The 26,592-nt window shown below is 55.0% G+C and carries 28 protein-coding genes; 9 read left to right on the top strand and 19 right to left on the bottom strand.

Going from position 1 to position 26,592, the window contains the following annotated elements; all coding sequences use genetic code 11:
• Positions 1-13 precede the first annotated feature (13 nt).
• The 5 genes from RAN89_RS02990 to chvE form a co-directional block, all read right to left on the bottom strand.
• Positions 14-1,174, bottom strand: a complete 1,161-nt coding sequence (locus RAN89_RS02990) for a Gfo/Idh/MocA family protein (RefSeq protein ID WP_313868182.1) — start codon at positions 1,172-1,174, stop codon at positions 14-16.
• A gap of 32 nt (positions 1,175-1,206) precedes the next feature.
• A complete protein-coding gene (locus RAN89_RS02985) occupies positions 1,207-2,136 on the bottom strand; it encodes a dihydrodipicolinate synthase family protein (RefSeq protein ID WP_313868181.1) in 930 nt (309 codons plus the stop codon).
• A 9-nt stretch (positions 2,137-2,145) separates the two neighbouring features.
• Complete coding sequence (gene mmsB, locus RAN89_RS02980) at positions 2,146-3,291, bottom strand: multiple monosaccharide ABC transporter permease (protein WP_313868180.1); 1,146 nt, start codon at positions 3,289-3,291, stop codon at positions 2,146-2,148.
• A gap of 49 nt (positions 3,292-3,340) precedes the next feature.
• Positions 3,341-4,873 (bottom strand): multiple monosaccharide ABC transporter ATP-binding protein, encoded by a 1,533-nt coding sequence (gene mmsA, locus RAN89_RS02975; RefSeq protein ID WP_313868179.1) that lies wholly within the window; start codon positions 4,871-4,873, stop codon positions 3,341-3,343.
• Between the two features lie 87 nt (positions 4,874-4,960).
• Positions 4,961-6,037, bottom strand: coding sequence for a multiple monosaccharide ABC transporter substrate-binding protein (gene chvE, locus RAN89_RS02970; protein ID WP_313868178.1), 1,077 nt, complete (start codon positions 6,035-6,037; stop codon positions 4,961-4,963).
• A 146-nt stretch (positions 6,038-6,183) separates the two neighbouring features.
• On the opposite strand from chvE, the gene RAN89_RS02965 reads away from it, so the two are divergent.
• Positions 6,184-7,158 (top strand): LysR family transcriptional regulator, encoded by a 975-nt coding sequence (locus RAN89_RS02965; RefSeq protein WP_313868177.1) that lies wholly within the window; start codon positions 6,184-6,186, stop codon positions 7,156-7,158.
• A 12-nt stretch (positions 7,159-7,170) separates the two neighbouring features.
• Here the strand turns inward: RAN89_RS02965 and RAN89_RS02960 are convergent, their stop codons facing one another.
• Entirely contained in the window at positions 7,171-7,947 is a 777-nt protein-coding gene (locus tag RAN89_RS02960) for an SDR family NAD(P)-dependent oxidoreductase (protein WP_313868176.1), read from the bottom strand.
• Between the two features lie 137 nt (positions 7,948-8,084).
• Between RAN89_RS02960 and RAN89_RS02955 the strand changes: the two genes are divergently transcribed.
• A complete protein-coding gene (locus RAN89_RS02955; protein WP_313868175.1) occupies positions 8,085-9,809 on the top strand; it encodes an IlvD/Edd family dehydratase in 1,725 nt (574 codons plus the stop codon).
• A 151-nt stretch (positions 9,810-9,960) separates the two neighbouring features.
• Positions 9,961-11,502 (top strand): methyl-accepting chemotaxis protein, encoded by a 1,542-nt coding sequence (locus RAN89_RS02950; RefSeq protein WP_313868174.1) that lies wholly within the window; start codon positions 9,961-9,963, stop codon positions 11,500-11,502.
• Between the two features lie 134 nt (positions 11,503-11,636).
• On the opposite strand, the gene infA is transcribed toward RAN89_RS02950, so the two are convergent.
• Complete coding sequence (gene infA / locus RAN89_RS02945) at positions 11,637-11,885, bottom strand: translation initiation factor IF-1 (RefSeq protein ID WP_087495722.1); 249 nt, start codon at positions 11,883-11,885, stop codon at positions 11,637-11,639.
• Positions 11,886-12,373: 488 nt separating this feature from the next.
• Here infA and RAN89_RS02940 point away from each other — a divergent pair, with 488 nt between their 5' ends.
• Positions 12,374-13,078, top strand: a complete 705-nt coding sequence (locus RAN89_RS02940) for a glutamine amidotransferase-related protein (protein ID WP_313868173.1) — start codon at positions 12,374-12,376, stop codon at positions 13,076-13,078.
• Here RAN89_RS02940 and RAN89_RS02935 read toward each other — a convergent pair.
• Positions 13,075-13,560 (bottom strand): pyridoxamine 5'-phosphate oxidase family protein, encoded by a 486-nt coding sequence (locus RAN89_RS02935; protein ID WP_313868172.1) that lies wholly within the window; start codon positions 13,558-13,560, stop codon positions 13,075-13,077. The genes RAN89_RS02940 and RAN89_RS02935 overlap by 4 nt on opposite strands.
• Positions 13,561-13,803: 243 nt before the next feature.
• On the opposite strand from RAN89_RS02935, the gene RAN89_RS02930 reads away from it, so the two are divergent.
• Together RAN89_RS02930 and RAN89_RS02925 are read left to right on the top strand one after the other, a co-directional pair.
• Positions 13,804-14,268: an Lrp/AsnC family transcriptional regulator gene (locus RAN89_RS02930; RefSeq protein ID WP_313868171.1), complete on the top strand. Its 465-nt coding sequence runs from the start codon at positions 13,804-13,806 to the stop codon at positions 14,266-14,268.
• A 9-nt stretch (positions 14,269-14,277) separates the two neighbouring features.
• Positions 14,278-15,033, top strand: coding sequence for an NRDE family protein (locus tag RAN89_RS02925; RefSeq protein WP_313868170.1), 756 nt, complete (start codon positions 14,278-14,280; stop codon positions 15,031-15,033).
• Here the strand turns inward: RAN89_RS02925 and minE are convergent.
• Genes minE through minC form a run of 3 tightly spaced genes read right to left on the bottom strand, consistent with a single transcriptional unit; the run spans position 15,030 to position 16,921 of the window.
• The gene (gene minE / locus RAN89_RS02920) at positions 15,030-15,290 is read right to left on the bottom strand and encodes a cell division topological specificity factor MinE (protein WP_087495717.1); all 261 of its coding nucleotides are present in this window, start codon (positions 15,288-15,290) and stop codon (positions 15,030-15,032) included. The genes RAN89_RS02925 and minE overlap by 4 nt on opposite strands.
• A gap of 4 nt (positions 15,291-15,294) precedes the next feature.
• Positions 15,295-16,110, bottom strand: a complete 816-nt coding sequence (gene minD / locus RAN89_RS02915; protein WP_087495716.1) for a septum site-determining protein MinD — start codon at positions 16,108-16,110, stop codon at positions 15,295-15,297.
• A gap of 34 nt (positions 16,111-16,144) precedes the next feature.
• A complete protein-coding gene (gene minC, locus RAN89_RS02910; protein WP_313868169.1) occupies positions 16,145-16,921 on the bottom strand; it encodes a septum site-determining protein MinC in 777 nt (258 codons plus the stop codon).
• A 491-nt stretch (positions 16,922-17,412) separates the two neighbouring features.
• Here minC and RAN89_RS02905 point away from each other — a divergent pair, with 491 nt between their 5' ends.
• A complete protein-coding gene (locus RAN89_RS02905) occupies positions 17,413-18,972 on the top strand; it encodes a GGDEF domain-containing protein (protein WP_313869331.1) in 1,560 nt (519 codons plus the stop codon).
• Positions 18,973-18,981: 9 nt separating this feature from the next.
• On the opposite strand, the gene RAN89_RS02900 is transcribed toward RAN89_RS02905, so the two are convergent.
• From RAN89_RS02900 to RAN89_RS02890, 3 genes are all read right to left on the bottom strand, one after another.
• Positions 18,982-19,197: a DUF2788 domain-containing protein gene (locus tag RAN89_RS02900; protein ID WP_313868168.1), complete on the bottom strand. Its 216-nt coding sequence runs from the start codon at positions 19,195-19,197 to the stop codon at positions 18,982-18,984.
• Positions 19,197-20,039 (bottom strand): DUF2189 domain-containing protein, encoded by an 843-nt coding sequence (locus tag RAN89_RS02895; RefSeq protein WP_313868167.1) that lies wholly within the window; start codon positions 20,037-20,039, stop codon positions 19,197-19,199. Before RAN89_RS02895 ends, RAN89_RS02900 begins: the two co-directional genes overlap by 1 nt.
• A gap of 83 nt (positions 20,040-20,122) precedes the next feature.
• Entirely contained in the window at positions 20,123-20,611 is a 489-nt protein-coding gene (locus RAN89_RS02890) for a Spy/CpxP family protein refolding chaperone (protein ID WP_313868166.1), read from the bottom strand.
• A gap of 149 nt (positions 20,612-20,760) precedes the next feature.
• Here RAN89_RS02890 and RAN89_RS02885 point away from each other — a divergent pair, with 149 nt between their 5' ends.
• Positions 20,761-21,690, top strand: a complete 930-nt coding sequence (locus RAN89_RS02885; protein ID WP_313868165.1) for a recombination-associated protein RdgC — start codon at positions 20,761-20,763, stop codon at positions 21,688-21,690.
• Between the two features lie 86 nt (positions 21,691-21,776).
• A complete protein-coding gene (locus tag RAN89_RS02880) occupies positions 21,777-22,667 on the top strand; it encodes a dienelactone hydrolase family protein (RefSeq protein WP_313868164.1) in 891 nt (296 codons plus the stop codon).
• A gap of 3 nt (positions 22,668-22,670) precedes the next feature.
• Here the strand turns inward: RAN89_RS02880 and RAN89_RS02875 are convergent, their stop codons facing one another.
• The 5 genes from RAN89_RS02875 to RAN89_RS02855 all read right to left on the bottom strand — a co-directional run bounded on the left by RAN89_RS02875 (position 22,671) and on the right by RAN89_RS02855 (position 26,589).
• Positions 22,671-23,144, bottom strand: coding sequence for a glycine zipper domain-containing protein (locus RAN89_RS02875; protein WP_313868163.1), 474 nt, complete (start codon positions 23,142-23,144; stop codon positions 22,671-22,673).
• 193 nt (positions 23,145-23,337) lie between these two features.
• Positions 23,338-24,072 carry an aspartate/glutamate racemase family protein gene (locus tag RAN89_RS02870; RefSeq protein WP_313868162.1) on the bottom strand — a complete coding sequence of 245 codons (735 nt, stop codon included), beginning with the start codon at positions 24,070-24,072 and terminating at the stop codon, positions 23,338-23,340.
• 5 nt (positions 24,073-24,077) lie between these two features.
• Positions 24,078-24,788 (bottom strand): GntR family transcriptional regulator, encoded by a 711-nt coding sequence (locus RAN89_RS02865; RefSeq protein WP_313868161.1) that lies wholly within the window; start codon positions 24,786-24,788, stop codon positions 24,078-24,080.
• Complete coding sequence (locus tag RAN89_RS02860; protein WP_313868160.1) at positions 24,785-25,672, bottom strand: ABC transporter permease; 888 nt, start codon at positions 25,670-25,672, stop codon at positions 24,785-24,787. The genes RAN89_RS02865 and RAN89_RS02860 overlap by 4 nt, the downstream gene beginning before the upstream one ends.
• Positions 25,669-26,589 (bottom strand): ABC transporter permease, encoded by a 921-nt coding sequence (locus RAN89_RS02855; protein ID WP_313868159.1) that lies wholly within the window; start codon positions 26,587-26,589, stop codon positions 25,669-25,671. Before RAN89_RS02855 ends, RAN89_RS02860 begins: the two co-directional genes overlap by 4 nt.
• Positions 26,590-26,592 lie beyond the last annotated feature (3 nt).

The raw sequence follows: 26,592 nt of genomic DNA, 5'->3' as shown, positions 1-26,592 counted from the left end.
TTGATGAAGTGGGTTAAACGGTAGTCCAGGCGCCGTTGTGGCGGCTGGAACGAATAGCGGCGGCTACAAAGCGGATGCCTTGCAAGCCGTCAGTCGCATTCGGGAAAAACTGGTTCAGCGGGTCAGGCGCGTTTCCGCTGCGCTGCGCTGCAATGGTGTCCGCCGCATTGGTGTACAGATTGGCAAACGCCTCGTGAAAACCTTCCGGGTGGCCCGCCACAATGCGCGAAGCACGGGCTGCCAATGGCAGGGTGCCTTGGCCATTCGGGGTGCGCACTTGGGCGGGCGCGTCCAGCGGTTTGAAGTGCAGCACCTGCGGATGTTCCTGATGCCACTCCACACTGCCCAACGAACCACTCACGCGGATGCGCAGGCCGTTTTCCACACCCGCTGCAGCCTGCGTCACCCAAAAGCTGCCACGCGCACCGTTGCTCATGCGCAGCATGGCGCCGGCATAGTCATGGGTGACGCGGTCGGGCACGATGCTGCCTACATCCGCAGCGACCTCGGCGACTTCTAGGCCGGTAATGAAGCGCAGCAGGTTGTGGGCGTGGGTGCCGATATCACCCATCACGAGGGAAGGGCCACCACGGGCCGGGTCTTCTTTCCAGGCCTTGCGACCGGGGCCGGCTTTGGCACGACCACTTTGCACGTATTCCACCTGCACCAGACGGATGTCGCCCAACAAACCTTCCATCACCATGGCCTTGGCTTGGCGCACCATGGGGTAGCCGGTGTAGTTGTGGGTCAGGCAGAACACACGACCGCTGCTCTGCACCTTCGCATGCAGTGCCTCGGCTTCTTGCAGCGTATTGGTCATGGGCTTGTCGCATATGACGTCCATGCCATGTTCCAGCGCCAGCATGGAAAAGCGGAAGTGGCTGTCATTGGGCGTCATGATGGCCACGACCTCAGCGCCATCGGCGCGTCGGGCTTCTGCTTCAATCAATGAAGTTCCATCCCCATAGCAACGATCTGCGGGTACCCCGATGCTTTGGCCGCTGGACTTGGATCGTTCAGGGTCGGACGAGAGAGCTGCTGCCACCAATTCGTACCGGTCATCCAGGCGTGCGGCCTGGCGGTGCATGGCGCCGATAAAGGAGCCGGGGCCACCACCGATTACCGCCAGTCGCAAGCGGCGACCGAGGAGTTGGAAGACGGTGTTTTCTGACATGGTGGCGAATCCTTATCGGGTGATGAACGGGCTTACCGGCCCCAGCGCAACACCATGGGGTCCAGACGCTTGGCCGTATCCATCAAGCCGGCACGTGTGTCGGGATGCATGGCGGGGAAGGGGTGGCGGCCGGCTTCGCAAGCGATGACGCCACCTTCCTTCATCAATGCTTTGGCCGTCAGTATGCCGCCTTGGCGATTTTCGAAGTTGATGAGGGGCAGCCACTGCTGGTAGTGGGCAGCCGCCTCGTCACGACGGCCGGCAGCATAGGCGTCCACAATCTTGCGGATGCCGTCGGGGTAGGCACCTCCGGTCATTGCGCCGGTGGCACCGGCGTCCAGGTCGGGCATGAGGGTGATGGCTTCCTCGCCATCCCACGGGCCTTCAATGGCTGCACCGCCTACGCGAATGAGCTCGCGCAACTTGGACGCAGCGCCCGCTGTTTCGATCTTGAAGTACGACACTTGCTTGATTTCCTGCGCCATGCGAGCCAGGAAAGGCACCGACAAAGGCGTACCACTGACGGGGGCGTCCTGGATCATGATGGGAATATCGATCGCATCCGAGAGACGCGCGAAATACTCATAAATCTGGCCTTCGGGCACACGGATCGTGGCGCCGTGGTACGGAGGCATCACCATGACCATGGAGGCACCTAGCTGCTGGGCCTGCACGCTGCGCGCAATGGTGACCTGGGTGCTGAAATGCGTGGTCGTCACGATGACCGGCACCCGCCCCTTCACATGGGCAAGGATGGTTTTGGTGAGCACTTCGCGCTCAGCATCGGCCAGCACAAACTGCTCGGAGAAGTTGGCCAGGATGCACAAACCGGTGGAGCCTGCGTCGATCATGAAGTCGACACAGCGTTTTTGGCTTTCCAGGTCCAGCTCGCCGGCATCATTGAAGGTCGTAGGGACGACAGGAAACACGCCCTTGTAGCGGGCGTTAGAGGCGGAGTACATAGTGAGTCCTTATTTGTTTTTGTTGTAGACGTCGAAGCAGACGGCTGCCAACAAGACCAGGCCCTTGATGACCTGTTGCCAATCAATACCGATACCCATGATGGACATGCCGTTGTTCATCACGCCCATGATGAACGCGCCGATGACCGCGCCCAATACTTTGCCCACACCGCCCGATGCCGATGCGCCACCGATGAAGCAGGCAGCGATCACATCGAGCTCAAAGCCCAAACCTGCCTTGGGGGTCGCCGTATTCAGACGCGCTGCAAAAATCAGCCCGGCCAATGCAGCCAGCACACCCATGTTGACAAAGGTGTAGAACGTGAGGCGTTCCGTGCGGATACCGGACAAACGAGCAGCCTTCTCGTTGCCGCCAAGGGCGTAAATGCGTCGACCGACAGTGGTGCGCGATGCGACAAAGTCGTAGGCCAACATCAGGAGCAGCATCACCACCAGAACGTTCGGCAAGCCTTTGTACGAAGCCAACTGGTAGCTGAAGGCCACGATCATGCCGATGAAGATCAGGTTGGTGATCCCGAACAACAAGACAGGTTCGTTCTCCATCCCATGGGCTGCGCGATCTGCACGGCCACGCACTTTGCTGACCAACATCACCAAGGCAATAAGCAGGCCGATCACCAGTGTGGCCACCCGCAAGGTCTCTCCGGCGAACGGGTCAGGAATGAACCCGGTGCTGAGCAATTGGAACTCCGGCGGGAAGGGGCCGACGGATGCGCCCTCCAGCACTGCGAGGGCCAGGCCCTTGAAGACCAGCATGCCGGCAAGTGTCACGATGAAGGACGGGATTTTGTAGAACGCAACCCAATAGCCTTGGGCCGCCCCGATCAATCCACCCAGGATCAGGCAGGCAATGGTGGCGGGTACATAGTGCCAGTTGTAGTTGACCATCAGTACCGCCGCTACCGCGCCAACAAAGCCGCACACAGAGCCTACCGAAAGATCAATGTGGCCGGCCACGATGACGAGCAGCATGCCCAGCGCCATCACGATGATGTAGCTGTTTTGCAAGATCAGGTTGGTAAGGTTCAGCGGCTGAAACAGGGTGCCGTCTGTCTTGACCTGGAAAAACACCATGATGATGACCAGGGAAATCAACAGGCCATATTCACGCAGGTTGCTTTTCAAGAAAGCCATACCGCCGCTCGTGGCAGGGGCATTTGTTTCCGGGGTTGTGCTTGCCATTTCAGTTCACTCCTGACGTCACAATAGAACGCATAATTTTTTCTTGTGTCGCTTCTGCGGCTGGGAATTCCGCCACAAAAGCACCTTCATTCAATACACAGATCCGGTCGCACATACCGAGCAACTCGGGCATCTCGCTGGAGATCATCAACACGCACTTCCCCTCAGCGGCGAGCTGCGCAATGATGGTGTAGATCTCATACTTGGCACCTACGTCGATACCGCGGGTGGGCTCATCCAGAATGAGCACTTCGGGCTCGGAAAACAGCCATTTGCTCAGCACCACTTTTTGCTGGTTGCCACCCGACAAATTGACGGTGCGGGCAAACACATTGGGGCTTCGGATGTTGAGCTTTTTGCGGAAGTCCTGGGCGACGCTGAATTCCTTGCCCTCATCAACCACGGTCTTGTTGGACACTGCTGACAAGTTGGCGAGTGTGGTGTTCCAGGCAATGGTTTCATCGAGTACCAGGCCATAGCCTTTGCGGTCTTCCGTGACATAGGCAATGCCTTGGTCAATGGCTTTTTGAACGGTGCTGGTGTCCACCTCTTTGCCGTTGAGCAAGACTTTGCCGCTGATGTTCTGGCCATAGGTGCGGCCGAAAATACTCATGGCCAGCTCGGTCCGTCCCGCACCCATCAGTCCGGCAATGCCGACGATCTCTCCACGCTTGACGTGCAGGTTGACACCCTTGATGACTTTGCGCTCAGGGTGAATGGCGTGGTGTACCACCCAGTCGCGCACTTCAAATACGGTATCGCCCACATTCGGCGTGCGCTTGGGGTAGCGGTCAGCCATTTCGCGTCCCACCATGTGGCGGATGATCAGGTCTTCACTGACGGGTTCGGTACGGCAATCCAGCGAGGCGACTGTCGCCCCGTCCCGCAGCACCGTGATCGCATCGGCCACCTTGGAGATTTCATTGAGCTTGTGCGAAATCAGGATGCAAGAGATGCCTTGTCTTTTGAGTTCAAGCAATAGCTCCAGCAACGCATCACTGTCGGTTTCATTCAAACTTGCGGTGGGCTCGTCCAGGATCAGAAGCTTGACCTCTTTGGACAGTGCTTTGGCAATTTCGATGAGTTGTTGTTTACCGACACCCAGATTGGTAATCAGGGTGTTGGGGGATTCTTTCAAGCCGACTTTTTTCAGCAAGGCCTGCGTTTTGACGTAAGACGTATTCCAGTCAATCACGCCACCTTTGGCTTGTTCGTTACCGAGAAAAATGTTCTCTGTAATCGACAGCAGTGGCACGAGCGCCAGCTCCTGGTGGATGATGATGATGCCTTTTTGTTCACTGTCGTGAATGCCACGGAACTGGCATTCCTCACCTTGGTAGCGGATGGTGCCCTCGTAGTCACCAAAGGGGTAAACACCGCTCAGCACTTTCATCAGGGTGGATTTGCCGGCGCCGTTCTCGCCGACGATGGCGTGAATCTGGCCTTCTTGCACTGTGAGGTTCACATTGCTTAGGGCGGTCACGCCGTGGAATGTCTTGCGCATTCCACGCATTTCTAAAATAGGTTCAGCCATGGTGCCTCAACGATCGTTCTCTTGAACCAGAAGAATGTAAAAAGCCCTGTGCTTTGGGGCACAGGGCCTCTTTATCGCCGCTAAAGATTACTTCAGCTGCTCTTCTTTGATGTAACCGCTACCAATCAGCACTTGCTTGTAGTTGGACAGATCCACAGCAACAGGCTTGAGCAGGTAGGAAGGCACAACCTTGACCTTGTTGTTGTAGGTCTTGGTGTCGTTGATTTCAGGCTGCTTGCCAGACATAACGGCATCCACCATGTTGGCAGTGACCTTGGCCAGTTCGCGAGTGTCCTTGAAGATGGTGGAGTACTGCTCTTTGCGGATGATGGACTTGACGGAAGGCACTTCGGCGTCTTGGCCACTCACAAAAGGCATGGGTTGGCCTGCGCCACCGTAACCGACGCCCTTGAGGGCGGAAATGATACCGATGGACAGACCGTCATAGGGAGACAACACAGCATGGACCTTGTCCTTGCCGTAGTAAGCGCTCAACAGGTTTTCCATACGCGCTTGGGCCACTTGGCCGTCCCAACGCAGTGTTGCCACCTTTTGCATGCCGGTTTGCTTGGAGCGAACCACCAGCTTGCCGGACTTGATGTAGGGGTCCAGTACAGACATCGCACCGTCGTAGAAGAAGAATGCGTTGTTGTCATCTGCAGAGCCACCGAACAATTCGATGTTGAAGGGGCCTTTGCCTTCCTTCAGACCCAGAGCCTTTTCCAGAGATTGGGCTTGCAATACACCCACTTGGAAGTTGTCAAAGGTGGCGTAGTAGTCCACGTTCTTGGAACCGACGATCAGGCGGTCATAAGAAATGATTTTGATGCCCTTGTCTGCGGCTTTTTGCAGCACGTTGGTCAGGGTGGTACCGTCGATCGCAGCGATCACCAGCACCTTGGCACCCTTGGTGATCATGTTTTCGATCTGGGCCAACTGGTTGGGGATGTCGTCTTCTGCGTACTGCAGATCGGCCTTGTAGCCTTTGGCAGCCAAGGCGGCAACCATGCTGTTGCCGTCGCTGATCCAGCGGGTAGAGCTCTTGGTGGGCATGGCCACGCCAACGAGGCCCTTGTCTTGTGCGTTGGCTACGGTGGTGCCGAATGCCAGACCCAATGCAAGGCTTGCTGCAAGTGCCTTGAGGGTGGTTCTACGTGCTGTCATGGAATGTCTCCTGTGTGTGGTTGCTTCTGTCATGTGCGTCTTCGCCTTTTCGGCTCAGGCGGCAAATCTTACTTACCACATTGATTTATTTCCAATATAGTTTGAGGCTTATTCGATATGTAAATGCAGATTGGTGCTAACCCTAAATGACGAATTACACCCATTGGTTCTTGCGTGCAAGGCTCAAAACCAGGCAACTTTTGCTATTGGTCGCGTTGGCAGAAGAAGGCAACATTCACCGTGCGGCCCAAGTGCTGAACATGACGCAGCCCGCGGCCTCCAAGCTACTCAAGGACCTGGAGGACGTGTTGGGCGTCTCCCTGTTCGAGCGTTTACCCCGCGGCATGCGGCCAACCTGGTATGGCGACACCATGATTCGCCATGCGAGGGCCGCACTGGCGAGTTTGAACCAGGCCCATGAAGAGTTGCAGGCAGCCAAAAACGGTCAGTTCGGCCAAGTGAACCTGGGGTCCATCACCGCGCCGGGGCTCGCCCTGTTGCCACCTACTGTGGCGGCCGTAAAGCAGGCACACCCGAACCTGCAAATTACCATCCAGATCGAGCCCAGCAACGTATTGATTGAGAAACTCAACCGGGGCAGCCTCGATATCCTGGTGGGGCGTTTGTCTCCGGAGCATGACAAAGCCGCGCTACGCTACGAAATGCTGGCAGAGGAGCCCATTTGTGCTGTGGCGCGGCCTGGCCATCCCTTGCTTACTGCGATCAAGCCTACCCTTGAAGATGTCTTCAAGTACGGTTGGATTGTCCCGCCAGCCGGCAGCATGTTGCGTCACCGGTTTGATCTGATGATTCAGGAGCTGGGCTTGGAACAACCCTCCAACAGCGTCGAAACCAGCGCCATGCTGTTCATCAGCAAAATGATGCAACAAAGCGATATGGTGAGCGTCATGGCAGTGGATGTGGCCCGCTACTATGCCAACCACGGACTGATGTCGATCCTGCCCGTAGCCATGCCCTGCGAAATGGAACCTTTTGGCTTCATCACACGCCGGGACCGTTTGTTGTCACCAGCGGCCGAGGTGGTATTGCGTGCTTTGAAGTCTTCCGCCATGACGGTGTACGGCAAAGCATTCAGTGTGGATGCGTTGCCCGGCGCCTAGCGGATGTACCCCTTAGTTCCAGCCCGCGTCGACCTTGAATTCCTGCGCAGTGCACATGGCACCATCGTCGGATGCAAGGAATAGAACCATGCGGGCGACGTCAGACGGCTGCAGCTTGTCCGGCAAACATTGATTGCGCTGGATATCGGCTTCGCCCTCAGCATTCAGCCACATTTTGATCTGACGCTCCGTCATAACCCAACCGGGAGAGACGGTGTTGATTCGAATGCGATCCGCGCCCAATGTGTCCGCCAGACCGCGCGTCAGACCATTCACTGATGATTTCGCTACCGCGTAGCAGGGATAACCGCTACCTTTGGTCTGCCATCCGGTGGAGCCGAGGTTGATGATCGAGCCGGCGCCAAGACGCTTCATGCCGGGCACCAGCGCTTGAATGGCAAAAAAGGCCGGTCGTTGGTTGACGGCCATACGCTCATCCCAGTACTCCGGGGTCACTGACTCCAACGTGTGCCTGTCATCGCGGGCGACATTGTTCACCAGCACCGAAAAGTCCCCCAACGCCCGGGCGGCATCCTCAGTCGCTGCCTGAAGGGCCACGACATCACGGACGTCGCAAGTCCGCCACCAAACCTTGGTGGCAAGGGTGCTGGTCAGCTGATCTGCCAACAGGCGACTTTCATGTTCCGCAACATCCACAAACGCCACCTGTGCGCCTTGCTCCGCAAAGGCGGTCACGATGGCAGCTCCAATTCCGGTTCCGCCGCCTGTGATGAAAACATTTTTACCTTCTAGGCTGGGATAACGCGCGAGTTTTGATGTTTTGGACATGGTTTTTTCTCTGGTTTGATAGCAATATATATATATGAATCGTCTCTAAATTCATTTTCTATTATCACTGTGCATTGGTACCATGCCTGCTGTCAAGAACCGGAGGCATCTGCCTCCACGTACAAAGAGGCAAGCCCATGAGTTCCGAAAAACCCCCATTCCGACGCAGCCACGCTTGGTTCGGTCGCGAAGACCGCGATGGTTTCGTACATCGCAGCTGGATAAAAAACCAAGGTTATCCGCACGACCTGTTGGATGGTCGCCCGGTTATTGGCATCTGCAATACGTGGAGCGAGCTGACGCCTTGCAATGGCCATTTCCGTGAGCTGGCAGAGTTCGTCAAGCGTGGTGTGTATGAGGCTGGCGGCTTCCCTCTCGAGTTTCCGGTGATGTCGCTCGGAGAGACGCAACTGCGACCAACCGCCATGCTGTTCCGCAATCTGGCGTCCATGGATGTGGAAGAAAGTATTCGCGGTAATCCCATCGATGGCGTTGTGCTGCTGATGGGTTGTGACAAAACCACGCCTTCCCTGATGATGGGTGCCGCCAGTTGCGACCTGCCCACCATCGGCTTGTCCGGCGGCCCCATGCTCAATGGAAAGTTCCGCGGGCAGGATGTAGGCTCGGGCACCGGGGTCTGGCAGATGTCGGAAATGGTGCGGGCCGGTCAAATGACAATGCAGGAATTCACTTCCTGCGAGAGTGACATGCATCGCTCCAGCGGCACTTGCATGACCATGGGTACGGCTTCCACCATGGCCAGCATGGTCGAAGCACTGGGTATGGCACTGCCCGAAAACGCCGCCATTCCGGCAGCCGACACCCGTCGCAAGCGTTTGGCTCAACTCACCGGTCGCCGCATCGTCGAGATGGTGAAACAGGACATCAAGATGTCCCAGATCTTGACCCGTCAGGCTTTCGAAAACGCCATCCGTACCAATGCGGCAATCGGTGGTTCGACCAATGCTGTGATCCACCTTTTGGCAATTGCTGGTCGTATCGGCGTGGATTTGAAGTTGGAAGACTTTGACAAACTGGGTTCCGAAGTCAACAACATCCTGAATCTCCAGCCCTCCGGCAAGTACCTGATGGAAGACTTCTGCTACGCCGGTGGACTGCCTGCTGTCATGCGTGAAATCCTGCCCATGCTGCATGGCGACGCCTTGACCGTGAACGGCAAAACCATCCGCCAGAACGTCGAGAACGCGCCTTGCTACAACCGCGAAGTCATCAAGACCGTGCAAGAGCCGTTCATGCCAGCCGCAGGCATTGCGGTGGTGCGTGGCAATCTGGCACCCAATGGTGCCGTGATCAAGCCTTCTGCCGCGTCCAAGCATTTGCTGCAACACCGCGGCCCGGCAGTGGTATTCGAATCCATTGAGGATTTCCACGCCCGCATTGACGATCCGGATCTGGACATCGACGAGAACAGCATCATGGTGCTCAAAAACTGTGGTCCCCGCGGCTACCCCGGCATGGCGGAAGTGGGCAATATGCCGTTGCCTCCCAAGGTGCTCAAAAAAGGCATTACCGACATGGTCCGCATCTCGGATGCGCGTATGAGCGGAACTGCCTACGGCACCACCGTACTGCATACCTCTCCCGAAGCTGCGGCGGGCGGTCCCTTGGCGGTGGTGCAAAACGGTGACATCATTGAATTGAACGTGCCGGAGCGCAAACTGCACTTGGAGATTTCTGACGAAGAGTTGGCTCGTCGTCTTGCTGCATGGCAAGCGCCTGAGAAACCAAAACGCGGTTGGTACAAGCTTTACGTCGAGACGGTTCAACAAGCGCACTTGGGTGCCGATCTCGACTTTTTGGTGGGTGGAAGCGGCGCAGCCGTTCCACGAGACTCTCACTAAATTGCGTACTGTTTGATGCCTTTAGGGCCCATAGCGACGGAAACACCGTTGTTATGGGCCTTTTTCGTCGTTGCGAAGCATGCTATTTTTCGCCCCATAAGCGTCTATAGCAGCTGGAATTGGCCCCGATACAACCATAAGGAGACAGGCCATGAATATCAAAGACATGAAGATTTCCACGCGTCTGATGGCGGTGATGGGCGGCCTGACCGCGTTGCTGGTCGCCGTTGTGGTACTTGCAATCTCGCAGATGCAAGCCATGCGCAATGACACCACCGCTATCACCACCAATTGGTTGCCCAGTGTGGGCCTTGTAGGCGACCTGAAAGCGGGCCTTGCGGATTTGCGGGCATGGGAAAGTCAGCACGTGCTCAACACCGACGAAGGCGCCATGGAGCGCATAGAAAAGCTGGCTTCCCAATCGGTTGCAACGGTAGAGGCCACACGCCTGGAATACGGAAAGCTTGTTGACGAGGCCGAAGAGAAGGCTTTGTTTGATGCGCTGGAAACCGATTGGAAAGCTTATCAGGCCCTTCACACCCAATTGATCGACATGTCCACCAAACGAGAGAAGTTTCCTGCTCGCAAGCTGTTGGAGGGCGATGCCAAGGTCTTGTTTGACAAGATCATTGTCACAACCAAGAAGATCTCTGAGTACAACCAATCTGGTGCCACGTTCGCCAGTAACAAAACGGACAAGAGTTTCAGTACTGCGCGTGCCTCCATGCTCACCGCACTATTGCTTGGTGCAATCGCTGCCGTTTTTGCCACCTTGTGGGTGACCAAGTCAGTGACCGGGCCGATATCGACGGTGATTGATCTGGCAGACAACATCGCAGATGGTGATTTATCCAAGACCATCAAAGTGGACTCGGCCAATGAAACTGGCCAACTGTTGGCGGCTCTGCAGCGCATGCAATCCAAGCTGGCCCACGTCGTTTCCCAGGTCCGCTCAGGCTCCGAATCCGTAGCCACCGCCAGCGCCGAAATCGCCCAAGGCAACAACGACCTCTCGGCCCGCACCGAACAACAAGCCAGTGCTTTGGAAGAAACCGCAGCGTCCATGGAAGAACTCGGCTCCACCGTCAAACAAAACGCCGACTCCGCCCGTCAGGCCAATCAGCTGGCCATGAATGCCTCCACCGTGGCTATTCAAGGTGGAGAAGTCGTCGGCCAGGTCGTGGAGACCATGAAAGGCATCAACGAATCCAGCCGCAAGATTGCAGACATCATCAGCGTCATTGACGGCATTGCCTTCCAGACCAACATCCTGGCCCTCAATGCAGCCGTAGAAGCCGCTAGAGCAGGAGAACAAGGCCGGGGCTTTGCCGTGGTGGCATCCGAAGTCCGTAGCTTGGCAGGACGCAGTGCCGAAGCCGCCAAAGAAATCAAAACCCTGATCAACGCCAGCGTAGAGCGGGTAGAGCAAGGCAGTAGTCTGGTAGACAAAGCTGGTGAAACCATGACCGAAGTGGTCAGCAGCATCCGGCGGGTGACAGACATCATGGGAGAAATCAGTGCCGCCAGCTCAGAACAGAGTGCCGGAGTCTCTCAGGTTGGAGAAGCAGTCACCCAGATGGACCAGGCTACCCAGCAGAACGCCGCCCTGGTGGAAGAGATGGCAGCGGCTGCCAGCAGCCTGAAGAGTCAGGCCCATGATCTGGTGCAGGTGGTGGCAACCTTCAAGCTGTGAGCAGAATCAGGCTCTAATCGGGCTCTGGCGCCCGAGGATTATGCGCAAGCCGCTATATAAGTTATAGCAAACAAGGTGCGGTTTCCAAAATCCCATCACGCGGTCGTGATGGAAGTGAATTTCACAGTCGCTGATCAGCGACGTGGGGTCATCGGGCCGCGGCCTTCGATGTGACGGAAGTTGATACGACCCTTGCTCAGGTCATAAGGAGACAACTCCAGGGAAACACGGTCACCCGCCAGAATGCGGATGTGGTTCTTGCGCATCTTGCCTGCCGAATAGGCGATCAGCTGATGACCATTGTCCAAGGTGACGCGGAAACGGGTGTCAGGCAACACTTCGTTAACCACGCCCATCATTTCAATCAGATCTTCTTTTGCCATAAAACTTCCTCTGAACCTATTAATTACCAGGAGCCGGTTCGAGCTTGTGTCCGGTAAAAAACTTGTGCGTTTGCAGATTCCGCCAGCGCAACAAGCGTTGAAAAATTGTCACCAAAATTCAATATTTGTGCGCGTCGCACCAGTGCAGCCGGCAATGCGCTATTTGCCAAGTTGAACTGTGTGTAAATCGTCAAACTAATTTTGGTTCTGAATTTATAAATATACAAACGCGCCAACTGCAAAGGAAGTGGACTGGTTATCCGTCTGCAGCTACCGGTAGGTATTGGGAGTCGCTCTAGAAGCCGAATAGGCGCTGGATTGGAACCTCCACAGTCGGGAGAATTGTGTTTTTGCACGAGGCTCAGACACTGCCAATCGCTTTTTGGCGACTCGCTAATGTAGCATGGAGCACTGATACCGGAACTTCACGCCCTGTTTTGACTCGACAGGGTGTGGTTTTCTTAGTGAAACTCGGGAATATTCAAAGCATGAAACTCTGCATTCTGGACAACGACACCATCGATGAAGCCTTGATCCCGGTATACGGCAATTACGGTGCCATGCTGGAGAAAGTCCTTCGTGAAGCCGGGGCTGCCGATTGGACAATGGATCGTTTCAGCACACCGCACGGTGAATACCCGGCGAACTTTGCAGATTACGACGCTGTGCTTCTTACGGGCAGCAAAGCAGACTCCTTCTCGGATGAGCCTTGGGTGGTAGAGCTGCGGCGTAGGGTCACTGAGCTGTTGTCCACCGACATCAAGTTGTTGGGTGTGTGTTTCGGCCATCAGTTGATCGCTCTGTGCATGGGCGCCAAAGTGGGTCGTGCACCTCAAGGCTGGGTAACGGGTCGCAACACGTACCAGTGGCATGCAGAAGATCTCGTAGACGACAACCGAGATGGTTTTGCTTTGTTGGCCAGCCACCAGGACCAGGTCTTGGAGTTACCTGAAGGCGCACGACTGCTTGCGAGCAGTGACCGATGCCCAATCGCTGCCTACTCCAAAGGCAAAGAGGTCCTGTGCATTCAACCGCATCCCGAATTTGTAGAAGATTACAGCGCCTATCTTTTGAACAAACGTCGCGCGCTTCTGGGTGACGAGCACTACGCGTCCAGCATGGAAAGTCTGCAATACGGACACGAGGGCGCAGACTTTGCCAAAGTCATGGTCGCTTTCGTCGAAGGCAACTAACTGTTTTCAATAGCTACCCGCAAGCTTGCTTGGTCAAGCTTTCTGGCGGCACCAAATCCGGCAATAACCCGGCCTGAAAGTGGCTTGATTTTGACAAAAGCAAAGTCCTGCAAATCGGTCATGAATCCCGCTTCAGGGAAACGTTGAACATATGCATCGCGTGCTGGGGCGTAGTCAGGACTTTGTCTGTCAATGAACTCAATGTCGGCTTGAATTGACAGTCTCGGTAGCGCGTGAACTTCTTCACCTGCTATTTCTGGCTTTGAAATCAAAACTGCTGCCTGTAATCTGCGTTTCAAATAGCCAAAGTGCGGCGCCAGTGCACTCACATGAATCAACAGGGATGCCTGCCCACGTAACAGCGCAAAGGGAACCAAGGACGCGTGCGGAAGCCCGTCATCGTCAACAGTTGCCAATGTGGCAATGCGTTGTCCACCCAGCAGATTTGAAGTCACTGAATGAAAATTTGTGGTCTCGCTCATGCGGTGATCGTACCCGCCAACAAAAACGCCCCGCTATCGGTTGAATAGCAAGGGCGTTGTAGGTAGAGGCTTTGGTAAAACCTGCAGTGAACCGGTTCCTTGTGAGCTCCGGAAGAAGTGAGGCTGTGATTCAACCCTGAGAAGAAGTGTATGGCGGTTGAGCAAGCATTAGATTGCGAACTTGCTCCATTTCTCTATATATTTGGCATAATATTTTGTAAATTTATGTTTTATGGATATATTATGGAAATAGATCGCATAGATCAGCAAATTCTGGAAATCCTCCAAGTAGACGGCCGGATTGCCAACCAGGATTTGGCAGATCGCATTGGCTTGTCTCCCTCGCCCTGCCTGCGTAGGGTCCGGGCGCTTGAAGAATCCGGCTTGATTACGGGTTATCGCGCCATGTTGGATGCCAAAAAGCTGGGTCTGTCTTTGATCGCTTTGGTCCATATCTCCATGGACAGACATACGCCCGAACGATTTGCCAACTTTGAAGCCAGCGTTGGCGTATTGCCAGAAGTGCTTGAATGCCTGCTCATCACTGGCCAGGATGCGGACTATCAAATCAAAGTGGCAGTGAAAGACATGGACCATTACCAAACCTTGTTATTGAACAAGCTCACCCGGATTGAAGGGGTCACAGGTGTTCACTCCAGCTTTGTGCTGCGCCGGGTGATCGATAGAACCACGCTTCCCTTGGTCTAAGCTGCTTCAATGTGCCTCATCGTCTGGGACTGGGATCCGGAATCCAAAAATTTACTTCTTTTGAGCAATCGTGATGAAGCGTACCAACGGCCTACTCTTCCCCTGCATGCATGGCCTGATTCCAACATCTACGCAGGTAAAGACCTAGAAGCACTCGGTACGTGGTTAGGCTGCAGTCGCACAGGCAGAATGGCCGCGGTCACCAACTTCAGAAACGGTAAGGTATCCAATCCACAGGCGAAAAGCCGGGGTGAATTGGTTACTCAGTTTTTGTCTACGGCGCTTGATGCCGAAGAATATATCAATGAAATTGAGACACAGGCAAATACCTATAACGCGTTCAACTTGCTGGTATTCGACGGTGAAACTTTGGCTGGCTTTGAAAGCCATACGGGTCAGATTCTGACCATGTTGCCGGGCATTTCGGGCGTTTCGAATGCTGGATTTGACACACCTTGGCCCAAGTTGGTGGCTACCAAGAGCGGGCTTTCTCATCTTCGGGAAACGAAAAGCGTTTCTGAAGAAGATTACTTTGCTTTACTGAGCGATAGTCGCCTTGCCAGCTTGAACACTTGCCCCTCAACCGGTGTCCCGCAACACATCGAACACCAGCTGTCTGCTGTCTTTATCAAAATGCCGGGATATGGAACACGGGCTAGCAGTCTTGTACAGATAGACCCTGTTGCCATCTCATTCCAAGAACGTACGTTCAATGAACGAGGATTGCAGGGTCAAACAAATTTGCAGTTTTCTATCGGCGCTTAACGCGCGTCAGGTAGCTCAATTTTGACTTCCAGCACTTCCAGGTTGTCCTGACGTTCCAGATTGACCTTGATATCGTCAGGATTGATCTTGATGTACTTGCTGATGACTGCAACCAGATCCCGTTGCAGATCGGGCAGATAGTCAGGTTCCGCTGCATTCCGGCCACTGCGTTCATGGGCCAGGATGATTTGCAACCGTTCCTTTGCAACACTTGCTGTCTTCTTTTTCTCGCCGATCAGAAATGAAAGGAATGACATAGCCTCATTTCCCTCCGAACAGGCGCTTCAGCAAACCTTGTTTGGGAGCCTCGGTAAATCGCATGGGCTTTTCAGCACCCAAAAAGCGATCGATCACGTCTTTATAGGCTTCAGATACATCGCTGCCTTGCATGTGTACAGCAGGAACGCCCTGATTCGATGCTTGCAAAACAGATTCACTTTCAGGTATCACACCAATCAACGGTATGCGCAAGATATCCTGAATATCTTCCAGGGACAGCATCTGCCCTTGGTCTACGCGTGCCGGGTTGTAACGTGTGATGAGCAAATGCTCCTTGATCGGCGTTGTACCTTCCATCGCACGCTTGGTCTTGCTCGACAGCATTCCGAGAATGCGGTCTGAATCGCGCACCGATGAGACTTCCGGATTGGTAACCACCAGGGCTTCGTCAGCGAAATGCATTGCCATCAGTGCGCCGGTCTCAATACCAGCAGGCGAGTCGCACACGATGTACTCGAAGTCCATGGACGACAAGTCATTCAACACCCGCTCCACGCCTTCCTGCGTGAGCGCATCTTTGTCTCGTGTTTGTGAGGCAGCAAGGATGTACAAGTTATCGCATTGCTTGTCTTTGATCAGTGCCTGATTCAGGTTGGCTTCGCCCTGGATCACATTGATCAGGTCATAGACGACACGACGCTCACAGCCCATGATCAGGTCCAGATTGCGCAAACCCACATCAAAGTCAATGACAGCGGTTTTGTGTCCACGCAATGCCAACCCTGTTGCAAAACTAGCGCTGGTTGTCGTTTTGCCAACCCCGCCTTTGCCCGATGTAACAACAATGATCTTGGCCATGTGAAGCAGGTCTTTCAATAAGAAGTGAAATGTTTCAAGCCTTGAGGGCTTCTATCAATAATTTTTCTTGTCCGTCATCACTGAGCCGGACTTGAGCCGTCTTCCCATGGACCTCCTTGGGAAACGGATTCTCACTGGTGCGATACACGCCAGCAATGGAAACCAACTCCGGTTCCAGTGATAGCGCAAAAATTCTCGCTTTGGCATTTCCTCTGGCACCTGCCATGGCTTTGCCGCGTAGAGCTGCATACACATGAATGTTACCGTCTGCCACTACTTCTGCGCCTTGGTTTACCATAGCCAAAACCACTAGATCGCAGCCCTTGGCATAGACTTTTTGTCCAGATCTCAACGGTTTGTCTATCACCATGGTCGCTGGCCCGGGAACTTCACGGATGACTTCCTGAACCAGTGTCTGCCTTGGTTCGGGAATTACCGTGGCAGCTTTTGAACGTTGAACTTCCGGCTCCGCTTTGAACAGACCTAGCGTCTCTGCCGCTTCGGCCCAAGCAGGGTGGTTACAACGGTAGGCAACAGGAATCAGATTACAGGTTTTTAAAACCCGTAGCAGAGGTTCCAGTCCTTGCGTTGGTACATCGACATCCAAAGACGAGAAATCCAGGACCAGACCATCCTTCTCAAAGAAATCCGGTGTTTCACCCTGCGGTCCGAATGCAGCATTCAATTCTTCCGCAAGGGTTTGAAAGTCGTTGGTCTTCACCAGCAAAGCAACCAATGGCAATTGGGCGCTTTTGATTTCAAACGTGCTGCGCTTTGAGGGTGACGATTGCACTGCAGAGGGTGCTGGCATGAAAGGGTTAAGGCAGATTCATCAGAAGGTGGCAAATCTTACTTGATGTGAGAGTGTCTTCCCTTGATTTATCGACAGAAATTGCAGATGTACACAAGATTTCTCTGAAAAAAATCTGTCTTGCAAAAGTGGGGAAAAAGTTTTCCTTGCTATTGTCTTATTTCTTTAAATTCAAAATAGTAGTAGTAGGTAAGGGAAGCACTTTTCTGTTGATAAGCCATAAAAACATTTATAAAACAACATCTTACAGTTCATCTACTCTTGTGTGTGACTGTGCTTTGGTTATGTACCCGGAATAGGGATAAGTCTAAAAAAAACCTCTGATCTGTGGATAAGTAGAAGTTGTCATGGAGTTTATACACAGAGTTATGCTCATTTGCTTGTGTTGTTGAAGCGTGCCTTTTACAACGCACTTTTGTTCCGGCCTGACCATTTCCGCTGACAATGCTTTTGCGCTTGAAACAGGGTGTACGCCAGAAAGAGAAGCAAGCATGGTTGAGAAACGTTCATTCGAGATTGCCCGAGAGACTTTGAAGCAGCTCACGGCAAGAAAGCTGGTCCCTACGCCGGCCAATTACCAGTCTGTCTATAACGAGATAGCCGGTATTCCTTCTGTGCAACCGTTTCCGGCAGACTTTCTGCGTGACCTGTCCCAGTCGTTGCCACTCAAGACACCTGGCCAGCAGAAACAAAAAGGCTTGTTGGATTACGCAATCGACCGGTTGAGTTGGGACGGTGTGAAAGCGGCACTGGTGGGTTATGGAGCGTTTGCACCTGTCGTCGGGTCAGATGCAGGTACATCGCCTTTGGCGTCATCTTTGTCGGCTAACGCAGAGCAACCGTCATCCAATCCACCAGCCTTGACGGCAGAGTTTTTTGCGCAAATTGCCAGGTTGATTGAATACGCACAACCGGCGCTGGGCACAGACGACGAGCGTTTTGTGGAGCAAACCGGTTTTTTACTGCAGGCCATGCGCAAACCCGATGCGGATGCCTACACATTGAAAACCATGTTGGTGAATTACAGCCACCGGCTTTCCTTTGCAGCAGAAGATCAGGCCGAAATTCGCAAGGGCCTTCTCAAGCTACTGCATTTGATCTTCACGAACATCGGTGAGCTGAGTCTGGATGAACAGTGGCTCAAAGGTCAGATGGATGCGTTGATGAGTGTGTCAACACCGCCATTGAGTTTGCGGCGCATGGATGAGTTGGAACGACTCTTGACTGACGTCATCTTCAAACAGAAAGACGCCAAATACAAATGGTTGGAAGCGCAAGACGAAATGCGGCGCATGTTGGCTGCATTTATCGAACGGCTTGCCCAGATGACCCAGTCCACCGGCACGTTTCAAAGCAAACTGGAAGAAAGTGCCCGTCTGATTGAGCAAGCCAGGAGCATCGCGGACATTGCGCCGGTGTTGAAAGAGGTTGTGGGCACAACGCGCAATATGGCGCAAGAAAGCCAGCTGTCGCGAGAACAGTTGGGTGCCATGCAGGAACGTGCCAAACAGACAGAGGTCGAGCTGGCCAAATTGCATAAGGAACTCGACAGGGTCAGCTTGCAGGCACGACATGATGCACTCACTGGAGCTTTGAATCGCAAGGGTTTGGATGAGGCGTTGAACCGCGAAATTTCCACCATGCGACGCAATGAAAGCGTGCTCAGCGTGGCTCTGCTGGATATTGACAACTTCAAGAAGCTGAACGATACCTTGGGTCACGCAACCGGCGACGTGGCTTTGACGCATTTGGCTGGGGTCGCCAAAGAATGTATGCGTCCCCAGGACACATTGGCACGTTATGGCGGTGAGGAATTTGTCATTCTTTTGCCCGACACGCCATTAGACAAAGGCATTGAAGCCATGACCCGTTTGCAGCGGGAATTGACCAAGCGTTTCTTTTTGGCCGGAACAGAGAAAGTACTGATTACCTTCAGTGCAGGTGTAGCTCAAGTTGCTGCAGAAGAAGAACCAGCTGATGCCATTCGCCGAGCGGATCAGGCAATGTATCTGGCAAAGCGGGCTGGCAAAAACCGTGTTTTGGGTGCCTGAAGCAGCTGGTTACAGCGCAGAAGTCAGGAACCACTGAATCAGGAACTTTGCGGCAAAGCCCACCATGCCGAAAGCCAAGCCCAAGAAAAGCACAAAGGTGCCAAACTTGCCTGCTTTGGATTCCCATGCAAGTTGTCCGATGATGAAGAGCATGTAGAGCATAAAAGCTCCCACGCCGAAAGTAAGCCCAAAAGCGGCGATCTGTTCTTCAGAAAAGCCGAACATCACTTCGCACCCGTAGCGGGAGTCGAACCCTTGTCCTGCAGGTGGGCATCAATGTCAGGTGCAACCAGATCCCGATAGGCGTGCCAACTGGCATGCCCCAGCATCGGAATCACAAAAATCAGACCTATCAAAAGGGAAGCGAGTCCCAAAAATGTGAACCCCATGATCAAAGCAGCCCACCAAGCCATAACGCCAGGGTTGCTAAGAACCACTTGCCAGCTGGTCAGTACAGCGGTTTTGACATTGACTTTGCGATCCAGCAGCAAAGGCATGGCGACAACACTGGATGCAAACATGGGCGCTGCCAATATGGCACCCATAGCGAGCCAGAGCTCAAAGAGCCAGCCATGCGGTGAGAGAACTACCAACTGAATGAAATCCGCAGGAGAGTTCACAGGAGCCGGTGCCAGCAAGGTAATGAGTGCTGCGGATGTGAGTACCCATGTCGTAGCGGCACTTGCTAACAGAATGCCAAAACGCAACATGCACCAATAGTCTTCGCTCCACCGATTGAGGCGCTGGTTTTGCCAATTCAGCCAGGTTTGTGCGATGACTTCCCAGTCGGCAGGCTCCTCACGTTCAATTGCACGGCTCAGTGCATATAAGCTCGTCGCCAGCACCGGTGCAACCACCAGGAATCCCGTCAGTGCTCCCGCTAGAAGCCAAAATTTATCTCTTGCGAACGCGACAATGGCAGCGCCGATAAAGGTCAACATCAGTCCATGGGACAGACTTGCGATACCGGAATGCTGAATATCCCGCCAACCCATGCCAAGCCACACCAAAGGCCGCATGAAGCCGACAGTGCGGACGGAAATAACGGGTGTTGGCAATGGATTCATGGTCAAGAACAGTCTACGGGAGTCACCCCGCAGAGTTCTTGACCATGATCAAGGAGTAGCGCTCATAGAGCGTTTGGCAATGCTCAATGCTTGGACATGCCACCCCGGTGGTGATCTTTCATGTTGGCGAACTCGGTATCAAATACCTTTTTTTGTTCCGCAGTCAGCGTGCCATAAAAGGTTTTAACGGCCTGATCGCGCTGTTCCATTTGTGCGGTGCGGGCAGCCATATGCTCAGTACGCAGTGCTTTGATTTTGTCCAGGCGTTCCGGCGTGGGCAGCTTGGCGAGCTCAGCGCGGTCCATGGCGGGTTTGGTTTGCGGTGCTGGTGGCTTCATGCTGTTGGAGAACGCGGTCCAGTTGGCTTCCTGTGCCGCTGTAATTTTCAGCTTTGCCTTCAGTTCGGCACTGCGCTTGGCATGCATTTCTTCCATTTTGGCGGGGTCCATGCGGTGCAAGCCGGGGCGTTGGTCGTACTGGCCTTCATCAGCACCGTGCTTCTGCGCCAATACGGAAAAACCGGCACTGGCCAACAGGCCGGCGACCACCAGAGTTTTGAATGCGGGTTTCATTGGAGTGTCCTTCAAGTGGATACCTGCAGCAGACATTGCTTTCAGGTTGAAAGCAAGTGTTGCTTCAGCATGTAACGCTGACATGCAGATGCGATATCAATTTGTAAAGATGCATGAAAATGTCTGATTAACAAATTGATAGGTGTTGTGTGTTTAAAAACGTGATCGTGTACCGCTTGGTGTCCCCCTGGTCTGTGACGCAGGCCCAACTTGAAGATGCATTGCAGGCGGACCGTTTTGTGGAATGCGGTGCCAGTCAGGAAAAATCAGTAGGCTGGACAGAGCCCCGGGGTCAAGCACATGGACCTTTGGTGGAAGTAGTGGGTGGCCAGTGGGTGTTGAAGCTCATGATGGAAGTGAAATCTGTTCCCGGTTCGGTCGTCAAACGCAAGGTCGAAGAACAGGTTGCGCAGATCGAAGTCAGCACCGGTCGCAAACCCGGCAAAAAAGAAGTCCGAGAGTTGCGGGATGACGCACGTCTTGCTTTATTGCCCATGGCATTTACCAAGCAGGGTAGCGTGGGGGTGTGGATAGATCCCAAAAGCGGCTGGCTCGTGTTGGATGCAGGCAGCCAAAGCAAGGCGGATGAGGTGATGACTGCATTGATCAAAGCCATCCCCGATTTTGCAGTTCAGTTGGTCAATACCCAGATATCTCCCGCAGCAGCCATGGCGGTGTGGTTGTCCACACGAGAATCACCTACAGATTTTTCCGTTGACCGGGAATGTGAGCTAAAAGCCTCTGACGAGTCCAAAGCAGTGGTGCGCTACACCCGACATCCTCTCGATACTGAAGAAGTGAGCCAACACATTGCCCTAGGGAAAATGCCGACTCGCTTGGCCATGACCTGGAACGACCGGGTTTCCTTTGTGTTGACTGAAGCCTTGCAACTCAAAAAAGTCACGTTTCTCGACACGGTGTTTGAAGAAGCCTCCAAGGCGGCAGGGGATGGCAAAGACGACAACTTTGATGCCGATGTCATCATTTCCACCGGTGAACTGTCCCAATTGATTCCGGACTTGATGGAGGCTTTGGGTGGCGAAGTTCCCTTGGGGTCCATGCCGGTAGCACCGGTGTAAAGACGCGATGGCGGTAGGGGTTTGACAAAACCTTTGCCGGTTCGTCACGCGACTTGGCTACCCTGCTACTTTTTTGGGGAGACACCATGCCGCGCAAGACAGCCCAAGACTTTGATCAGGAACTGCTCATTCTTTTTGATGCCTATGTGCATGGTGTCGTAGACCGGCGGGGGTTCCTGGAAAAAGCCCAGAAGTTCGCCGTAGGAGGCATGACAGCAGTAGGTTTGCTGGCTGCGTTGAGCCCGGACTTTGCTTCTGCCCAGCAGATTGCCAAAGATGACAAGCGTATCGTTACCTCTTCGGTGGAACTTCCATCACCCGCAGGCTATGGAACTGTCAAGGGGTACTTGGTACGTCCTGCAGGCACGCAAGGCAAGTTGCCGACCGTTCTGGTGGTGCATGAAAACCGGGGCTTGAATCCACACATTGAAGACATCGCCCGTCGCCTTGCCCTGGAGGGCTATCTGGTCTTTGCGCCGGATGCCTTGGCGCCCTTGGGAGGCTATCTCGGCGATGAAGACAAAGCCAGGACCCTATTTGCGACCTTGGACCAGAAGAAGACAGCAGAAGACTTTGTGGCTTCTGCCCAGTGGTTGCAATCTCACCCAGACGCGACAGGCAAATTGGGGGTTGTCGGTTTCTGCTACGGTGGGGGTGTCGCACATGCACTGGCTGTGCGGTTGCCCAACTTGTCGGCTGCAGTACCGTTCTATGGCAACCACCCGGCAGCAGAAGACGCTGCCAAGGTCAAAGCGCCTTTGTTGATCCATTTTGCCGGGGTAGACGAACGCATCAATGCGGCCTGGCCTGCTTATGAAGCGGCACTGAAAGCAGCAGGGGTACATTACACCGCGCACCAATACGCTGGCACCCAGCATGGTTTCAACAACGACACCACGCCCCGCTTTGATGCTGCAGCTGCCAAGCTGGCGTGGGAACGCACCCTGGCGTTCTTTAGCCAGACTTTGAAGGCCTAAGCCTTAGTCGTCATACCGGTCGTGGCCCCGGCCGCGACCATGGTGACCATGGCGGTGGTGGTGGTCAAATTCCCTGCCGTATCGTTCATCTCCCCGGCGGTAGCCGGTGTGGTAGCCGTAGCCCTCGCGCCCCCGGCTTTCAAAACGGCGATCAGGCACTTGTCGGTTTCCCATGTTGCGTGCGATACCGGTGCCAGCAGCACCGCCTATGCCCGCACCGACAATCGCACCCGAGCGACCGCCGACTGACTGGCCCACTGCAGCACCTGCGGCACCCCCTACGGCGCCACCAATCACCGCGCCATTCTGGTTGCGGCCGTGACTTGTTACAGCGGCGCCAGCAGCGCCACCCAATGCGCCACCAATCACCGCACCGCTCTTGCCACCCACGCTTTGTCCCAGAACCGCACCTGCCGCTGCACCTGCGCCACCCCCGAGCAGGGGTGTCCAGTCATCAGCGTGGGCCAAGGGAGACATCAGGAGTGCACTGGCAACACAAGCGCCTGCAATCCAACGAGGGTTCTGAATAGCGGAACGGAATGTGGATAAGTTCAACATGCATCAAGGGGCGGGGCCCGCACCGCCAGAAGTGACGGTTTATGCACCTACAACGGGGCGTTGTTCACCGGGATGACGCGGATTACAAGCCTTTACACCTGCAGCAATTTGCTTACCTGCTGCCCAGAGCGCTTAACTCGGGCGATACCTGCGCCCATTGCACCGGAAAGCCGTTGCTGCGTTGGGATTGTGCGTCCAGTGACAAAACATGCACGGTCCCGGCAATAACACTGTCAATCACTGGTACCGGTACCCGGGCTTGTACAGACGCAGCCATACCCGCCAAGCCGGCGCCTCCCAGAACAATGCTGCGGACTTCCGGGTGGGCTGCCGCTTGCAGGCAGGCTTGAGTCAAAAGCTCCAAGGCAGCTTGCGGATCATTGGCCAGCTCTACACCGCTGGGTGCAACGGTATGAATATCGATCAGCGCTCGGTGCAAATCCAGGCCCAGTGCGAGGCGCTGCAGCATGGGTTTCCACTTGGCGCCACCCGTAACCACGGCAAAACCCCCATGGCGGCTGGCCTGCAGGAATGAGGCTTCTGCCAAACCGGTTACCGGTGCCGCACTGCCTTCGCGCAAGGCCCACAGGCCGGGATCGCCAAAGCAGGCGATGAGTACGGCATCCGGTTTCCGCACGGACGCATTGCATTGGTCTGCCGCCCACGCATCCAGCAAGGCGTGGCCGGCCACGGCATAGCTAGCCTCGCAAGCGATATAAGGTGCGCCGAAGCGTGCGGTGACGGTGTCTACGTGCACGTCAGGTCCGGCGGCCAATTGCACATGGTGTTGCACCAGGGCGCTCACCGTGGTCGAGGTGTTGGGGTTGATCACCAGCAGACGGCGCATGGATGTCAATCGGTGGCGGGCGCGCCGAACAAGGACAACAAGTCCGGAGCATCGTCCACGGCTTCCGAGAAGTGCAGTTGTTGTTCCAGTTGTGCCAGGTGTTCGTGCATCAGGCGGGCGGCTTCGCGCGGGTCGCGCAAGCGGATGGCGTCCAGCAACGCACGGTGCTCCTGGCAGCCGCACGAAGTGGCCTCAGATTTGGCCTGTACATGGTTGTCGCTGTAGGTCATCAAGATCAACGAGGTGCGCGATACCAATTCACGCAGGATGCGTCCCAGCGTCTGGTGGTCGGACGCATTCGCGATGTGCAAGTGAAAGTCCCCGGACAGCCGAATGGCACGGCGCATGTCTCCACTGGCGCGCGCCGCCTCTTCTTCATTGATGCACTGGGTGAGGGTGGCAATGTCGTCCGCTGTAGCGCTGGCAATAAAGCATTCGATCAGGGTGGGTTCGATCATGCGGCGCACCTCAAACACTTCGCGCGCTTCTTTCTCGGTGGGCTGGGCCACCATGGCACCGCGGTTGGGCGTCAGCGTCACAATCTGTTCGTTGGCCAGGCGTACCAGTACCGGGCGAATGCGGGTGCGCGATACGCCGAACGCACTGGCCAGCTTTTCTTCAATGAGTTTGGTACCGGGCGGCAGGCGGTGGTCCAGGATGGTGGCCACCATGCGCTCGTAGATCTCGTTTTCCGTCAGTGCAACAAATTCGCTCATGTGTCCCGCTTTGCTTGCTGGCGCTTGGCCAGCAGGGTGGACAGCCCCATGGCCAGTCCCATCACGAGAAACGATACCACCATGGTTACCGTGCCCAGCGCGTAGATGGACGGGGTGGTCACGGTGGTGGTGAGGCCTTGCAACTCTAGGGGAAGGGTGTTGACATCACCAATGGCCTGCGTGGTGCGGGCAATCTCATCCCAGCTCAGCGTGAAGCCGAACATGCCGATGCCGACCACCGAGGGTGCAATCAGCGGCAGTACTACATGGCGGAAGGTCTGCCATGGCGTAGCACCCAGATCGCGGGCTGCCTCTTCATAGGCAGGGTTGAAGCGGTTGAAGATGGCAAACATGATGAGCAGGCCGAAGGGCAAAGTCCAGGTCAGGTGAGCCCCCAGTGCCGAGGTATAGATGCCCAAAGCGGTACCGTAGTTTTCCAACGCGCTTTCCATGCCGAAGGTCTCCAGCATCTTCTTGATGGCGCCATCCAGCAGGCGGAACTCCAGGCCGATACCCAGCGACACGATGATGGACGGCATGATCAAACTGGCCACCACGGTGAAAAACAGCACATTCGCAAAACGCAGCTTCTTGCGGAACGCCAGACCCGCCAGTACCGAGAACACGACGGTGAACGCCATCACGGTCAACCCCAAGCCCAGTGAGCGTTTCAGTGCGGAACTGATGTCGACTGTGCCCAGCCCTTCTGCGAGCTTGTGGAACCAGTGCAAGGACATGCTGCGCATCGGAAAAGTCAGGCCGCCATCCGGGCCCTGAAAACTCAACACCACGATGACCAACATGGGTCCGTAAAGGAACAACACATAGGCGGCAAAAAATGCAGCCAACAGCCAGAAGGCAGGCGAACGACGGTCGGAATTCATAGCTCTTTCCGGATGTCGACCATGCGGGTTAGCGCCCAGATGATCATCAAGACAATGGCCAGCAGCACCACGGCATTGGCCGCCGCGAGGGGGAACTGCAGGTAAGACGTTTGCACCTGGATGATCTTGCCCACGGAGGCAATCTGTTGACCGCCCATGACGCCGATGGTCACGAAGTCGCCCATCACAATGGTGATGACAAAGATGGAGCCGATGATGATGCCGGTGCGGCACAGCGGCACGATCACATTCCACAGCGTTTGCCAACCGCTGGCGCCGCTGTCGTTGGCAGCTTCAATCAGGCTGCGGTCTATGCGCATCATGCTGTTGAAGATGGGCACGATCATGAAAGTGGTGAACAGGTGCACAAAGGCCAGGACCACCGAGAAGTTGGAGAACAACAGCCACTCAATCGGCTGGTCGACCATGCCGTAGCCGACCAGAAAGTCATTCACCAGTCCGTTGCGCCCCAGGAGCGGTACCCAGGCAATCATGCGGATCACATTGGAGGTCCAGAAAGGAATGGTGCAGATGACGAAGAGCACCACCTGCATGCCGCTGGACTTCACATGGAAAGCCAGAAAGTACGACACGGTAAAGCCGATCACCAGGGTCAGGGCCCACACCAGCAGGCAGAACTTGAACGTGGACAGGTAGGTCTTGAGCGTGACGCACAGGTCGCCCGACTCATTGCGCGACAAGCAGCCTTCGAACACCGAGATGTAGTTCTTGAATGTGAAACCCGGCAGCATCTCGTACTGGTTGTAGTCCCAGAAACTCACCATCAGCACCAAGGCCAATGGAATCAAAAAGAAGAGCACAAACACCGTGGTCAGCGGCAAGGCCTGCCACCAGGCCGCAAGCGTGCGGCCCGGGGTAGATGCCGCCGGAAGTGTGGGAGAAGTGTTGGTGCTCATATG

It is taken from the genome of Rhodoferax mekongensis (assembly GCF_032191775.1).
Classification (GTDB): Bacteria; Pseudomonadota; Gammaproteobacteria; order Burkholderiales; family Burkholderiaceae_C; genus Allorhodoferax; species Allorhodoferax mekongensis.
This window is presented reverse-complemented; position numbering and strand designations above follow the sequence as displayed.